11 protein-coding genes and 1 pseudogene are annotated in these 14,098 nt (G+C 50.3%); 3 read left to right on the top strand and 9 right to left on the bottom strand.

Annotation, left to right across the window (positions count from 1 at the left end; all coding sequences use genetic code 11):
* Nucleotides 1–7 precede the first annotated feature (7 nt).
* The 6 genes from murD to mraZ form a co-directional block, all read right to left on the bottom strand.
* Nucleotides 8–1,363, bottom strand: coding sequence for a UDP-N-acetylmuramoyl-L-alanine--D-glutamate ligase (gene murD / locus LLG09_01660; GenBank protein ID MCE5195825.1), 1,356 nt, complete (start codon nucleotides 1,361–1,363; stop codon nucleotides 8–10).
* Nucleotides 1,364–1,375: 12 nt separating this feature from the next.
* Nucleotides 1,376–2,335, bottom strand: coding sequence for a phospho-N-acetylmuramoyl-pentapeptide-transferase (gene mraY, locus LLG09_01655; GenBank protein MCE5195824.1), 960 nt, complete (start codon nucleotides 2,333–2,335; stop codon nucleotides 1,376–1,378).
* Nucleotides 2,328–3,728, bottom strand: coding sequence for a UDP-N-acetylmuramoyl-tripeptide--D-alanyl-D-alanine ligase (locus LLG09_01650; GenBank protein MCE5195823.1), 1,401 nt, complete (start codon nucleotides 3,726–3,728; stop codon nucleotides 2,328–2,330). The genes mraY and LLG09_01650 overlap by 8 nt, the downstream gene beginning before the upstream one ends.
* 348 nt (nucleotides 3,729–4,076) lie before the next feature.
* The gene (locus LLG09_01645; GenBank protein ID MCE5195822.1) at nucleotides 4,077–4,499 is read right to left on the bottom strand and encodes a hypothetical protein; all 423 of its coding nucleotides are present in this window, start codon (nucleotides 4,497–4,499) and stop codon (nucleotides 4,077–4,079) included.
* A gap of 1 nt (nucleotide 4,500) precedes the next feature.
* Nucleotides 4,501–5,478 carry a 16S rRNA (cytosine(1402)-N(4))-methyltransferase RsmH gene (gene rsmH / locus LLG09_01640; protein ID MCE5195821.1) on the bottom strand — a complete coding sequence of 326 codons (978 nt, stop codon included), beginning with the start codon at nucleotides 5,476–5,478 and terminating at the stop codon, nucleotides 4,501–4,503.
* A gap of 19 nt (nucleotides 5,479–5,497) precedes the next feature.
* Nucleotides 5,498–5,932 (bottom strand): division/cell wall cluster transcriptional repressor MraZ, encoded by a 435-nt coding sequence (gene mraZ, locus LLG09_01635; GenBank protein ID MCE5195820.1) that lies wholly within the window; start codon nucleotides 5,930–5,932, stop codon nucleotides 5,498–5,500.
* Between the two features lie 265 nt (nucleotides 5,933–6,197).
* Here mraZ and LLG09_01630 point away from each other — a divergent pair, with 265 nt between their 5' ends.
* Together LLG09_01630 and LLG09_01625 are read left to right on the top strand one after the other, a co-directional pair.
* Nucleotides 6,198–6,959 carry a transcriptional regulator gene (locus LLG09_01630; GenBank protein ID MCE5195819.1) on the top strand — a complete coding sequence of 254 codons (762 nt, stop codon included), beginning with the start codon at nucleotides 6,198–6,200 and terminating at the stop codon, nucleotides 6,957–6,959.
* Nucleotides 6,949–7,922: pseudogene (locus LLG09_01625) on the top strand (nucleotidyl transferase AbiEii/AbiGii toxin family protein). Before LLG09_01630 ends, LLG09_01625 begins: the two are co-directional and overlap by 11 nt.
* Before the next feature lie 414 nt (nucleotides 7,923–8,336).
* Here LLG09_01625 and LLG09_01620 read toward each other — a convergent pair.
* The 3 genes from LLG09_01620 to LLG09_01610 all read right to left on the bottom strand — a co-directional run bounded on the left by LLG09_01620 (nucleotide 8,337) and on the right by LLG09_01610 (nucleotide 12,585).
* Complete coding sequence (locus tag LLG09_01620; GenBank protein MCE5195818.1) at nucleotides 8,337–9,344, bottom strand: AIR synthase family protein; 1,008 nt, start codon at nucleotides 9,342–9,344, stop codon at nucleotides 8,337–8,339.
* A gap of 111 nt (nucleotides 9,345–9,455) precedes the next feature.
* Nucleotides 9,456–10,640, bottom strand: a complete 1,185-nt coding sequence (locus LLG09_01615) for an FprA family A-type flavoprotein (protein MCE5195817.1) — start codon at nucleotides 10,638–10,640, stop codon at nucleotides 9,456–9,458.
* Between the two features lie 148 nt (nucleotides 10,641–10,788).
* Nucleotides 10,789–12,585 carry a B12-binding domain-containing radical SAM protein gene (locus tag LLG09_01610; GenBank protein ID MCE5195816.1) on the bottom strand — a complete coding sequence of 599 codons (1,797 nt, stop codon included), beginning with the start codon at nucleotides 12,583–12,585 and terminating at the stop codon, nucleotides 10,789–10,791.
* A gap of 192 nt (nucleotides 12,586–12,777) precedes the next feature.
* Here LLG09_01610 and LLG09_01605 point away from each other — a divergent pair, with 192 nt between their 5' ends.
* Nucleotides 12,778–13,956, top strand: a complete 1,179-nt coding sequence (locus tag LLG09_01605; GenBank protein MCE5195815.1) for a glycine C-acetyltransferase — start codon at nucleotides 12,778–12,780, stop codon at nucleotides 13,954–13,956.
* Nucleotides 13,957–14,098: the final 142 nt, after the last annotated feature.

Here is a 14,098-nt window from a genome sequence, read left to right as displayed (position 1 = left end):
TGCAACCTCATTTCCTGACGACGGCATCCATAAACGATTGACCTCTGACTTCAAAGTCGGGATACATATCCCAACTGGCGCAGGCCGGCGATAATAAGACACAATCGCCCGGCTCGCTTAACCTGCGGGACTGTTCCACCGCTTCTTCCATATCATGGACCATCGTGACATTGCTAAAATTCTCTGCCGCCAATGCCTGCCGGATCCGCTCTTTGGTTTGTCCCAAGAGAATCACCGCTTTGCAGTGCTGCCGAATGCTCTGAGCAAATTCTGTAAAATCCTGTCCTCTGTCCAAACCGCCGGCAATCAGAATAATCGGTTCGCCGGGTAAACTCAAAGCCACCAAAGCAGCCTGCACATTGGTCGCTTTGGAATCGTTGATATAGAGAACTCCGTTCAGTCGGGCCACAATTTGGAAGCGATGCGCCACCCCTTGAAAACTGCGTAAGCCTTTGCGGATGGCCTCCGGCGATGCCCCCGCCGCGTAAGCAGTCAGGGCAGCCGCCATGGCATTCTGATAATTATGGGCATAACCGATCCCCAATTCTTTTAACGGTAAAATTGCCTCCGTAACGCCTTTGCTGCGGAACATCAGCAGATCATTTTGCAGCCAGGCTCCTTCTTCTTGCGGCTGCAGGTGGCTGAAGGTCAGCGGATGCGCCTTGATTTTGGGCAGCAGCGACATGACTTCCGCATTTTCCGCATTGAGAATCGCCCAATCTTCCGCAGTCTGGTTGAGGAAAAGATGCGATTTTGCTTCCAGGTAATTTTCAGCCGTGTGATGCCAGTCACGGTGCGTGTTGTAGATATTGAGCAGGGTGGCGACTTTGGGACGAAAATCCAGCACATCATTCAGCTGAAAACTGGAGAGTTCCACCACTACGATATGCTTTTCATCCAGACCATCCACCTCTTCGCTGAGCGGCAGACCGATATTGCCTGCGACATGCACATTGGCTCTGTCATGACGCAAAATTTCACCGACCCAGGCGGTTGTGGTTGTTTTGCCGTTGGAACCCGTAATACAAACCAGCGGCGCTTTGGTAACCTGCCAGGCCAGTTCCACCTCGCTGACCACCGGAATCCCTTTGGCTCTGGCAGCCTGTAAAAACGGAATATCATAAGGGATCCCCGGATTTTTGACAATCAGATCGAGCCCCTGATCGAGCAATTCCAGCGGGTGCTGCTCCAAAATAATCTCTACCGGCAGACCGGCCAATGCTTCTACGTCTTTTGCCACCTTATCCGGTTTGGCGGAATCGTTGGCGATCACCACGGCGCCATGCTTGAGCAAGACATGGATGGAAGCCACTCCGCTGCGGGCTAACCCCAAGACAAGTACCTTTTTCCCTTGTAATTCCATTCGAATCCCCCCCTATGCGATAAACAGCCACGCACCCGTCAAGGTAAAAAACAAGCCGCAAGCCCAGAAAACAAAAACAATTTTCCACTCGCTCCAACCGCACAATTCAAAATGATGATGAATCGGGCTCATTTTAAACAGACGTTTGCCTTTGGTTGCTTTAAAGTAAAGCACCTGAATAATGGTAGAAAAAATGTCGATAATAAAGACCATGCCGACCCAGAGCATCAAGGCTTCCACTTTCAGGAGCAGCGCCATTGCTGCCAACGCCGCGCCTAAGCCCAGCGAACCGGTATCACCCATAAAAATCCGCGCCGGATGCAGGTTGAACAATAAGAAACCAGCCAAGGCGCCGATCAGAGCCGCGCAAAAAGCCGCCAAATCGGTTTGCTGCTGCAACAGCGCGACAAAAAAGCAAAACAAGGTGGCAATCATGGTCTGACCGCTGCATAATCCGTCCACGCCATCGATGATGTTGACGGCATTACTGAAAAACACCAGATAGAGCAGCGCCAAAATCCAATAGAAAAAACCCAGCGGCAATTGCCAGTGCAGGAGGGGCAGCACAAGTTCGGTCGTCAAACCCTTACCGGCCAGCAGCCAGCAGAAAAGCGCCGCCAGGCTGAACTGACCGATCAATTTTGCCCTGGCCGATAATCCCTCCGGATTTTTCCGGGCGGATTTAATATAATCATCGGCAAACCCCAGCAGACCATGGCCAAACACAAGCAGCAGCAAAACGCCGATGGTTCTGGTCCACTGACCGGCAAACAGCAGACCGGCCAGCAGGCCAAGGTAAATAATGAAACCGCCCATTGTGGGAGTACCGGTTTTCTTATAGTGACTCTGCAGCCCTTCCTGACGGATGCTCTGACCGAATTTTAAACGATGCAGCAGGGGGATCAGCAGAGGCCCGGTGACAGCCGCCGCCGCCATGGCAATCAGCATCACGATCAGATAACGGTTATTCATTCGCTTCACCCCAGTATTGCAGCAATTGCTCCGCCACTTCTTCCAAAGCCAGGCTGCGTGAGCCTTTGATCAGCAAAATTGCATGTTGCGGTACCTGCTGCAGCACGGCGGCAGCCATGGCCTGATTGTCTTGGCAGAATATAACGCGCTCCGGCGGCATACCGGCTGCCAGGGCGGCTTCAGCCAAAGCCGTTGCCAGGCGACCCCGGGCAAACAGATAATCATAATGTTCCGCAGCCAAACGCCGGCCGATGATTTGATGTTCCTCAACTTCCTGCCCGCCCAATTCCCGCATATCTGCCAGCACAGCCACAGCAGCACGATCGGCCCGCACTTCCGCCATCAAATCCAGCGAAACCTGCATCGATTTGGGGCTGGCGTTGTAGGAATCATTGATCATCAGCCGGTCGCCGCCCAACTTCCGGATGCTGCTGCGCTGATCGGCAGGCTGAACATGGCTGAGTCCCAAGGCAATTTCTGCCGGAGTCAGACCGTTGAGATAACCGATGGCAGCGGCAAGGCAAGCGTTTTCCACCATATGTCGTCCCGGCAAAGGAATGGCTGCCGTCACTTGTTGCCGATTGGGAAAATGCAGCGTAAATTTTGAACCATACAAGCCAAGACTGATCACTTCTGAAACCGTCAGATCGGCTTCTGCGGCAAAACCATAGGTAAAACATTTTCCACGCAGTTTTTGCAATAAAAACTCTTTCCAGGGCTCATCCCAGCGCAGCAAAGCAACCCCGCTGCCGGCTTTCAATCCCTCAAAAATCTCTCTTTTGGCCGCGGCAATGGCTTCTAAGCTGCCCAGCCGTTCCAGATGAACGCCCAGGACATTGGTAATGGCGGCAAAATCCGGCGGAGCGATGGCGGTCAAATGGGCAATTTCAGCCAAACCCTGCATACCCATTTCCAGTACGGCGATCTGATGCCGCGCATTCAGCTGATAAAGCGTGATCGGTAAACCCGTTTCGGTATTCAGATTGCCCTGAGTTTTTAAGACGGCATATTTTTCCGCCAAAACGGCAGCGATCATGTCCTTGCTGCTGGTCTTGCCAACGCTGCCGGTGACGGCCACAACCTTGACGGGATGCTGCTCCAAACAATATCTGCCTAAGCGGGCCATGGCTTCGACGCAGTCGTCCACAACAATGGCCGAAACATCATCCGCTAATTCCGCTTCCTCTGTCAGGGCAGCGGCGGCTCCGGCCGCCAGGGCTTCCGCGATGAAGCAATTGCCGTCCACCCGCTCTCCTCTCAGAGCAATAAACAAAGCGCCGTCCACCGCCCGACGGCTGTCGGTAATAATTGAAGTGACGATTTTATCCTGATACGTTCCCCGGACGGTTCCCTGAACGACTTGAGCAATTTCACCGACTGTCATGTCAGGCATTATCTCCACTCCCTCTGCAACAGATTCGAATTGCGTATCAAGATAGATTCGTTCTTTGCTGACAAATTCCTTTCGGCAAGATGTATTCTCCGGAAAAGCGGTCGCCCGAGACAGAATCCCGTCAATGTTGACAGGCATCCGCAAGAGCCGCTGTTTTGTTACTGCGAACGCCCGCCGGCCGAGCGCAGGCAAATCAATGGGACGTCTGTGGCAATTAGAAAAAGCAGGGTTCGGCATAAGACGGGCGCAGAAAGGCATTTCCTTCTGAGACTGCAAAACCGCCGCTCGAAGATCGAGGGCGGTATGATCCTGCTTTCCCAGCGCAAAGGTCTGTCCGGTTTTTCTGGATCAGTCTGATTGATTCACAGACAGGCCTGGCAGCTTGAGATACTGATCCATTCCGGGTTTATGAAAACCCAGTCCGATGGCCCTTTGTTCGATAGTTTCCAGAGAGGAAGCCTGATAGATTTTGATGCGCAGCATCTCGTTCTGATTTTGCATCGTTGTGATTTCGCTCTGTTCCGCTTCGATTGCCTGTGAAATACTGTATAAATAAGCCGAACGTGTGGAGGAGATGAAGCCTGCCAGCACAAAAGCGCAGATAAAAAGAATGATCGATCTGGCCAAAGGCAGGTTGACTGTTTCCGGCAGCGGTTTGGGTTTTTGCCGGGGAAATGCAATCACATTTTCTTTTCTAAGCGGCTGCTGTTCAATCAGTTCTTCCGGCTGAATCTCCGGTATCTCGATGATGGCGCGTTTTGCTGATGTCATTTTATCTATCCTCCTTGCAGTCAATGATGGGTGTCGCTAATCTTCTGGCGAGGCGCAGCTTGGCGCTGTGCGATCTTGGATTTTCCTGCAGCTCTTCTGCTTTGGGTAAAATCGGTTTCGTGTTAACCAATTCCAGCATCGGTTGGCGTCCGCAGACGCAGACCGGCAGTTTGGCCGGACAGATACAGGGGTTGACCAATTCCCGAAATAAATCTTTGACGATTCTGTCTTCCAGAGAATGAAACGTAATCACCGCGATCACACCCTGCGGCCGCAGCGCGTCGATCGCTTTTTTCAGGCCGATTTTCAGCGCGTTCAGTTCATCATTGACGGCAATGCGCAGGGCCTGGAAGATTCTGCGCGTCTCATTGCCATCCTCGCGGCGGACAGACGCCGGAACCGCTGCTTTGATGATCTCCACCAGTTGATCCGAGCTTTCAATCGGCCTTTTTTGCCGTTCTGCGACAATGAACTGTGCGATTCTGGCACTCCAGCGCTCTTCGCCATACTCGTAAAAGATTTTTCGCAGCTCGGCTTCCGAAGAATCCGCCAGCAGCTGAGTGGCGGTGAGAGTTGCCGACGGATCCATGCGCATATCAAGCGGCGCATTTTCCCGGAAAGTAAAACCGCGTTCTTTGACATCGAGCTGCGGTGACGAAACGCCCAAATCAAATAAAGCGCCGTCCAGCAAAGTAATTTGATTCTCCTGTAAAACACGATCAAGATTCCTGAAGTTGGCTTGCAGCGGGCGAAACAGGCTGCCGTATTGCCGCAACCGTTGCCCGGCGGCCTCCAGCGCACCGGGATCCTGATCCAAACCAATCACAAGGCCATCTCCCTGCAGTTGTTCTAAAATTGCTTCGCTGTGACCGCCGCCGCCCAGGGTGCAGTCGAGATAAATGCCGCCGGGATGGGGTGACAGTCCTGACAATACTTCCTGAAGCAAAACACTGCTGTGCCGGAATTGCCGCAAGATCATCCCTCCTCCCTGCTGCTGATTACATGGATACCAGTCTTTCCAAATGTTCTGCGGTTTGTTCATAAACCGAAACCGCCTGACTTTGGTAGTGTTCCCATTCCGTTAGGCTCCAAATTTCCACGCGGGAAGAAACCCCCAAAAGGACGGCTTCTTTTTCCAAATTGGCATGTTTTTTCAAGGTGGGCGGCAAAAGAATTCTGCCTTGCTTATCCGGTTCGCATTCGACGGCACCGGAAAAGAAAACGCGGCTGAAGGCGCGCGCATCCGAACTTGTAATTGGCAGGCTGCGCAGTTTATCCTCGATTTTCACCCATTCTGTCATCGGATAAAGGAAAATCGCTTTGTCTAAACCCAAGGTGGCAATGAAATGATTGCCCAGCCCCTCACGGAAACGGGAGGGTATGCTCAGGCGCGATTTTTCGTCCAGTGCATGCTGATAGGTTCCTAAAAACACGACGCCGCCTCCTTATTCCACACATTTCCCCACTTTGCCCCACTCTTACCCCTATATTCCATGATGAAGCAAAAATTCCTTCATCATAAAAAAATATTTTTAAAAAAAAAGCTCCGCAGTAGGTATACTCTATGAGGTTACTTCACCAAGGATCACATAATCCTTTTTTCAATTTTGCGCTATTGTTTTTAGAAAGTGCAAGAAAAGATTGAAATTTACATCTTTATGTGCTAAAATGAGAACATATGAAGAGGAGGTTTGCGTTGTGAAGCATTATGAAAAGCTCATTGAATTTGGTTGTTTTTCCCGCAGTAAACTGGCCGGAATGCTCGGTTGTGATGCAACCGCCGCTTCAACGATACGAGAGTATCTGCAAAAAGGCTATATTGAACGTGTGCACCGCGACTTATATGTTGTTATCAGCCTTGAAACAAAACAGCCCATTTGTTCACGCTATCAAATCGGCGCAAGTTTGTTTCCTGATGCCTGCATCTCTCATCATAGTGCCTTAGAGTTATTTGGTTATTCCAATCAAGTATTCTACGTAACTTATGTTACTACAAACAGCCGTTTTCCGGATTTTACCTATAATGGCATCAGCTACCATCGTGTCGCACAGAGGACCGATGCACATGTCGTTCAAAGCGGAAATGTTCGCGTCACCGATCTGGAACGCACAGTTGTTGACAGCATTGCGGATCTAGAAAAAATCGGTGGACTTGAAGAAACCCTTCGCTGCTTTGCACTGATACCTTCTTTGAATCAAACAAAACTACTGCAAGTTTTGGCTTTATACCAGAACGGATTTCTATATCAGAAATGCGGCTATATTCTCGAGGCACTCAACTCATCACTCGGTCTGCCAGACAGCTTTTTTTCTGAATGTCAGAAACATATCTCAAACAGCAAACAGTATCTGATGAAAAATCGGGACGGAATGACCTGGCATGAAAAATGGAAGCTATATGCACCAGACTCAATCCAGAACATCATAAACAAGGGGGTATCGGATTATGATGCAATTTGACCGGATTTCTCTTGGCAGACAGGCAAAGAAACTCGGATTTGTCTGGGATACCTTTGAGAAAATTCTGCGTTTGGGGGATATTCTGCGTTATATGGCAACAGATCCGTTACTGGCTAATAGCCTCGCGTTAAAAGGCGGGACAGCCATCAATCTGACCATTTTTGATCTGCCCCGTTTGTCTGTAGACATCGACTTGGACATGGCTGAAAATTCTTCAAGGGATGAAATGCTGTCGATGCGACAACAAATCACGAACCGTATTGGAAAATACATGGAGGCTGTCCAATACACGCTGAGTCCAAAATCAAAGAATTACTACGCTTTGGATTCATTTGTTTATGAATATCTGAATGCCGGTTCCATGAAAGATAACCTAAAAATAGAAATCAATTATATGCTTCGCTGCCATATCCTGCCGTTATCTCAAAGAAATATTAAGCTTCCAAGCTTCCTTGGTTAGACACAGAAATGACAGTGCTTAGTGTCGCCCCGCTTGAGATATTTGCATCTAAAATCGTAGCGCTTCTGAATCGTACTGCCCCGCGCGATCTTTATGATGTATCCAATATGCTGAAATATAGTTTATTTGATGAATCTGAGCAGTCACTTTTACGGAAATGCATCCTGTTTTACAGTGCTATAGGTTCCGACATGGTACCAAAAAAATTTAATTTCAGTAATATCATTAATCTACCTCAATCCAAAATCAAGACGGATTTGCTGCCTGTTTTGCGGAATAATGCTTCTTTTAGTCTGGAGGTGGTACAGCACCAAGTTCTCCTTTATCTCAAACAGTTGCTTGTTCCAACAGAGTCTGAACTAAATTTTCTGGACACCTTCCGTAAGAAAGAATATCGGCCTGAACTGTTGTTTACCAACGTGGAAATTCTGGAAAGAATAAAAAACCATCCGATGTCGCTTTGGAAATGCAGCGATCACGCGAAAGATGAACCAGTAAGATAGATATTATACTTCTTTCTATTTCCCTCGTCTCTTGTGGGCATTATATTGGTTAATGTATCTCGGACTACAAAAAACGGAGTGGCTTTTGTGAATACAAACGCCTTTGAGTAGCACTCATATAACTTTAGTAGGCTATCTCGTAGTTTTATTGGGATGAATCAGCGTGATTTTGCTGAGTATTGTCTTGTCGTCCAGGTACAAATTCTGGTTATCCTTAACCAAGTCATCATGATCGACATAAAAAAGTGGGATACCTTCATTGCTTGTTTATTATGAATTAAACCCTTGCAACGCTTTGATACGTCGCAAGGGTTTCGTTTTTTCGATGAAAAGTCCATGACAATTCGTTAGCAGGTTGTCAACCTGCCACGGAACTGTTTTTTCGTTATTTTCTCTTTCATTGAACAAGGATCGTCAATTTATGCAGCTTTTGCCCAGAAATGCCAAAGCCCGCCATAATTCGTCTCCCTCCGGAGGCGCCACGATCGCGCTGCCTTCAGGCCGGATCAGGACTTTTTTCGGTTCGGCCGTGAATTTTCCGATCACAGCGGCAGCAATTCCCGCTGCCGCCAGCTGTTGCACCAACGCCGCTCCACGCTCTGTCGCAATCAGCATGCTGCCGCTGGCGATCAAACGCAAAGGGTTCAGCTGCAGCTGCCGGCAGAATTGTAGGGTAGCCGGATGCAGCGGCACTGCTGCCGCTTCCAGCCAAAAACCTTTGCCGGCGCCTGACGCCATTTCATAAACAGCGCCAAGCAAACCACCTTCGGTCATGTCATGCATGGCATGCACGCCAAAAGCGGCGGCGATGCGGCCTTCGGGGACCACACTGATCCGTTTGCCCAGTTGGGCAGCGGTATCAAGCAAATCGGCCGGGAACCACTGCAGCAAGGACGACGCTGAGTCTTTGGCTAAAATAGAGGTTCCCTCTAACCCGATGGTTTTCGTTACCACAATATCATCACCGGCCATGGCGCCGCCGCTTCTGATGATTCGGCTGCGCTCGACCTTGCCGACCACAGTCGAAGAAAGCACCATTTGATTGACCGCCGCCGTCAGTTCGGTGTGCCCGCCGCTGATTTCAATCCCGAGTTCCTGTGCCGCCCGGGCGGCATCCCGCATCACCCGGTCGATTTCCGTCATCGCACAATCGGCAGGCGCCAGGATCGTCAATAAACAGCAAACCGGTTCTGCGCCGTTTGAAGCAACATCATTGGCGGAAATATGTACCGCTAACCACCCCGCATCCTCCACCGCTCCGGTGATCGGATCGGTGGACATCACACAGCACTGTCCGCCAAAATCAAAAATCGTGGAATCCTCACCCAAGCCGGAGCGCGAAAGTACTTCCGCACGCCGTTCGGTTAAATGGCGAAACACGTTCTGTTCCAATTCCGTTGGTGTTAATTTGCCTACGCGCATGACCGTTCCCCCTCATCCGCCGGTAGTCTCTCCTGCCGGCCCGATCGAATCTTCTCTTCTGCCGGTTTCTCTCTGATGCGGCAGGACCAAAAGCTGACCCCTGCGCAGCCGTTAGAGTGCCGCGACAAAGGCTTGCGCCCATTCTTTCAGTTTGCTTTCATCCTCCGCGGTCGGCGTAAAATTCACTTTATACGGCGCGAGCGGCAATTTATAGCGCAGCCCTTTGAGGCGCTCCGTGAGTTGTCCGCAGGCTTCTCCGCTCCAGCCAAAGGAGCCAAAACAGGCGGCCGTTATTTTGCCGCGATTGGCCAGCAACGGTGTTGCGCTGATTACGTTCCAAATCGGCGCCAAAGCGTCGCCGTTGATGGTGGGAGAACCAAAGAGAATGCCCTGCACCGTTTCCAGTTCCGCCTGGCATTGCAGCAAATCCAGCTTGGTTGCCTGCAGCAGTTTGCATTTTACGCCTCTTTCCGAGATGGCAGCGGCAACAATTTCCGCCATTTTCTTGGTGTTGCCATAAACGGAGATGTAAATCACGGCCACCGTCTTTTCTTTGGCCAGCGCTGCGCGGCTCCAGTCTTCATAGGCCTGAATGTAGCGTTCGAGATCCTTTGTCAGCACGGGTCCGTGGCTGGGACAGATCATCTTTAATTCCAACTGACGCACTTTTTCACAGCCTGTGATGATTTTATCGGCAAACGGGCGCATGATGTGCGTATAATAGCTGACAAACTCCGGCCAAAAATCGCCGGAGCGCTCATCGGTCATGGTTTCTTCCGCATAATGGCAGCCGAAGCCGTCACAGGAAAAGAGCAGCTGCTCTTCTTCCAGATAGGTAAACAGAGTATCCGGCCAATGCCAAAACGGGCTGTGGATAAAACGCAGCGTCCGATCACCCAAGGACAGCGTTTCTCCGTCCGCCGCGATCTGCAGCGGAAGTTCCCGGTTCAATTGCGCTTTTAAAAAGAGTCCGGCCGATCTGGTGGCAATGATTTGAATTTGCGGCGCCGCTGCCAACAGTTTTTGAATGGAACCGGAATGATCCGGTTCGGCATGTTGGACAATCAGATAATCGACTTTCGTCAGATCGACGACACTTTGGATCTTTTCCAGCTGAATCTCGCTGAAATTCTGATGTACTCCATCGATCAGGGCTATTTTTTCACTGCCCCGGATTAAAAAACTATTGTAACTGGTACCGCTGGCAGCCGGCACAAAAGCATCAAAAATGCGTAGGGTGGGATGCAATACTCCCACCGAGGCGACACGAGGTGTAATCTGCAATGCATTCATCATAAAATTCCCTCTCTTTCTTTCACCATTCAGAAAGCCAGCCGGCTGCGAATTTTTCAGCTGATCTCTCCTGCGTTGCCGGCTTTTGCTGAAAGTAAATTTTCTCTTTTTCTGTGCGCAATTCCTTCCGCTTGTTTGAAAAAGCAAAAAATCAGCAAGTTGTCTCTGATTTTTCATCCGGCAATTCCCACCAGAGTTTTTTTTGACCGCCACGCAGCCAGGGCTGCCAGGCAAACAGCAGAATCACCGGCTGACCGGACGCTGCCGTCACGGATTGCGGCTGCAGCAGCTGCTGCATAGAGTGATTAAAAACTTCAACCCGGATTTTTTTCCTGATTTCTTTTGCCGATAACCCCACAAACTCCGGCATCTGTGTGCTCCAGTCAGCAGCTGCCAGATAACGGTAGACACGCTCTTTTTCTGTCTCCGTCAGGCTTTGTTTCATGGCCGGCATGGGAAAATCATCGTCTTTATAAGCCAAACAAAAATCAAATTTCAGTAAAGCAAATAAATTTGCTTTTTCCGTCTCCTGCTGCAGCACAAGACAAATGAATTGCCAGAAACGCTGCCAATAAACAGCTTCCCGGGCCGGACGGCCAAACCAATTTTGCTGCCGCCAAAATTCTTCCATCGCCGCATAACAAGCAAAGGGCGATCTGAATTGCTGTAAAAAGCGGTGCAGCGTCTGCTGATAGCGCCCGGAATTGCCATAACGCTGCAGCAGCTCTTCTATGCGGTGCAGGCGCAGCAGTTCGTCGCAGCCGAGCCAGTTGGTTCTGAGCACTTCATAGGGCGCTTCACTGTCGGCGACGATGCCATATTGGGCAGCGTCCCGCTGTAAGCCGGTGCCGGGCAGCAGTTTTAAGAAACCCAGCTGCAGATATTCCGCACCCAGGGCATAGACATCATCGAAAGACTGCGCAAAACTCTGCCAGCCTTCCCCCGGCAGCCCGGCGATTAAATCCAAATGAAGATGAATCGTGCCTAGCTGCCGCATGGCTCGCACAAAATCGCTGATTTGGCTGAAATCCATGGGACGCTGCACATAGCTCAACGTTTGGCGGTTGGTGCTTTGAATGCCGATTTCAAATTGAAACAAACCCTGCGGAGCCTGCCGCAGGAGTTCAACATCCGCTTCGCCCAGGAGATCGGCTGCCAGCTCGAAATGAAAATTGATTGGCAAGCTGCCGGCTTCCTCGATTAAGAACTGCCAAATCCGGCGCGCTCGGACCCGGTTGGCATTAAAGGTGCGGTCAACGAATTTCACCTGATGCACACCGGCGCTGATAAACGCGTGTAAATCATCAAAGACGCGCTGCAGCGGCAAGGCTCTGACGCCTTTTTCTACCGAAGAGAGGCAATATTGGCAGGCATAAGGACAGCCGCGGCTGGATTCGTAATAAAAGATCCGCTCCCTTTGGCCGGATAACTCTGCTTGGGTATAGGGAAACGGTATTTGCTGCAGATCGTTCAGCTGCGGGATCAAAACCGGGGCGCTCCGACTGCCGCCGCGCGTCACAAAACCCGGCACGTCAGTGACCGCGGCTCCCCCGGCCAACCGCCGCAACAGCAACGGCAGCGTCTCCTCCGCTTCTCCCGCCACGACTCCGTCCAGCCAGGCATAACTGCAGACGAGTTCTTCCGCGCGATAGGTCGCTTCCGGCCCTCCGAACAGGATGATACGGCGCGGATTAAATTGCTTCAAGCGTCTCGCAATGGGAATTGTTTCTTTGATGTTCCAAATATAACAGGAAAAGCCAACCAAATCCGGGTGCATTTCCTGGATCTCAGCGGCAATTTGCGGCCAATGATCGTTGATGGTGAATTCCGCACAAGAGATTTCCCAGGCATCAAACGCCGGCTGCCGCCTTAAGGCTTCCCGTAAATAGCGAATGCCCAGCGCCGTATGAACAAATTGACTGTTCAGCGCAGCCAAGACAATACGCATGCTCCTCACCCTTTCTACGGGACCATTATGACGTACCCTGACGAAATTGTCCAGAATGTTTTAATAATTGCTCAGGAATTCTTGCCGCTTGGGAAGGATTATCCTGTGAAAAAGGAGAAAAATATTGATTGTTAGATTAAGTGATGGGGGACCGCTTTTCGGGTTCCCTGAATTGATGGAGGAGGCATTTTCATGAAAGAGAATCAAAGGTATCTGTTGGAGAGAACAGAAGAGTTAAAAGCATCCGGTCTGTATAACAATATCAAAACGATCGAATCTGCACAAGGCGCCTGGATTCAAATTAATGGCAAACGAGTCCTGAATATGTGCGCCAATAACTACCTGGGTTTAGCCAACAATCCGCGAATGAACAAGGCTGCCAAAAACGCGATCGACAAATTCGGCGTAGGTCCCGGCGCGGTCCGTTCCATTGCCGGCACGCAAGCGATTCACATTCAGCTGGATCAGGAAGTAGCGAAATTCAAACATGTGGAAGCTGCGCTGACCTTACAAGGCGGCTTTGTAGCGAACCAGGCGGTCATTGCTCCTCTGGTTGGCAAAGGCGATACGATTCTTTCCGATGAATTAAATCATGCTTCCATTATTGACGGCGCCCGCCTTTCCGGCGCGAAAATTAAAGTATTCAAACATTGCGATATGCAGTCATTAGAAGAATTGCTCAAAGGCGAAAATGACGGCCGTGTTTTGGTCATCACCGACGGCGTCTTCTCCATGGATGGTGATGTAGCCGATCTGCCAAAAATCGTGGAATTATGTGAAAAATACGGTGCCATGTCTATGGTGGATGATGCTCATGGCGAAGGCGTTCTGGGTGAAGGCGGCCGCGGTATTGTTGACCACTTCAAACTGCATGGCCGCTGCGATGTTGAAATTGGCACTTTCTCCAAGGCGCTTGGCACAGTCGGCGGCTTTATTGCCGGCTCCGCTGTTCTGATTGACTATCTGAAGCAGAAAGCCCGTCCGTTCCTCTTCTCTTCCGCTTTGCCTGCTGCCGACGTAGCTGCTACATTGGAAGCCATTCACATTTTAAGCGAAAATACCGATTTGGTCGATAAATTATGGGACAACGGCCGTTTCTTTAAAGCTGAAATGCAAAAATTAGGCTTTGATACCGGCCATTCCGCAACACCCATCACTCCGGTTATGCTGGGTGAGGCCAGTATCGCGCACGAATTCAGCAAAAGATTACTTGCCGAAGATGTTTTCGCCAGCGCGATTGGCTTCCCAACCGTACCGCAGGGCAAAGCCCGCATCCGCGTGATGATCTCCGCCGCGCATGAAAAAGCCGATCTGGAATATGCTTTGGAGAAATTCGCCAAAGTCGGCCGCGAAATGGGAATCATTAAATAAGACAAGTGTTCAATCATTAAGCAGAAGCTGCAGCAAAATTTAGATTTTGCTGCAGCTCTTCGTATTATATAGTAGTAGTTTTGAGACCCACTCCAAGGTCTTTGTGCTACACTGTAAGGGATGCTGTGGATTGGTTTCAGCT

This window comes from Negativicutes bacterium (assembly GCA_021372785.1).
Lineage (GTDB): Bacteria > Bacillota > JAAYKD01 > JAAYKD01 > JAAYKD01 > JAJFTT01.
This window is presented reverse-complemented; position numbering and strand designations above follow the sequence as displayed.

Excerpts from the sequence above, each read along its gene's own strand:
- murD (MCE5195825.1), bottom strand. The coding sequence starts at position 1,363 with ATGGAATTACAAGGGAAAAAGGTACTTGTCTTGGGGTTAGCCCGCAGC.
- mraY (MCE5195824.1), bottom strand. The coding sequence starts at position 2,335 with ATGAATAACCGTTATCTGATCGTGATGCTGATTGCCATGGCGGCGGCG.
- LLG09_01650 (MCE5195823.1), bottom strand. The coding sequence starts at position 3,728 with ATGCCTGACATGACAGTCGGTGAAATTGCTCAAGTCGTTCAGGGAACC.
- LLG09_01645 (MCE5195822.1), bottom strand. The coding sequence starts at position 4,499 with ATGACATCAGCAAAACGCGCCATCATCGAGATACCGGAGATTCAGCCG.
- rsmH (MCE5195821.1), bottom strand. The coding sequence starts at position 5,478 with ATGATCTTGCGGCAATTCCGGCACAGCAGTGTTTTGCTTCAGGAAGTA.
- LLG09_01620 (MCE5195818.1), bottom strand. The coding sequence starts at position 9,344 with ATGCGCGTAGGCAAATTAACACCAACGGAATTGGAACAGAACGTGTTT.
- LLG09_01615 (MCE5195817.1), bottom strand. The coding sequence starts at position 10,640 with ATGATGAATGCATTGCAGATTACACCTCGTGTCGCCTCGGTGGGAGTA.
- LLG09_01610 (MCE5195816.1), bottom strand. The coding sequence starts at position 12,585 with ATGCGTATTGTCTTGGCTGCGCTGAACAGTCAATTTGTTCATACGGCG.
- LLG09_01605 (MCE5195815.1), top strand. The coding sequence starts at position 12,778 with ATGAAAGAGAATCAAAGGTATCTGTTGGAGAGAACAGAAGAGTTAAAA.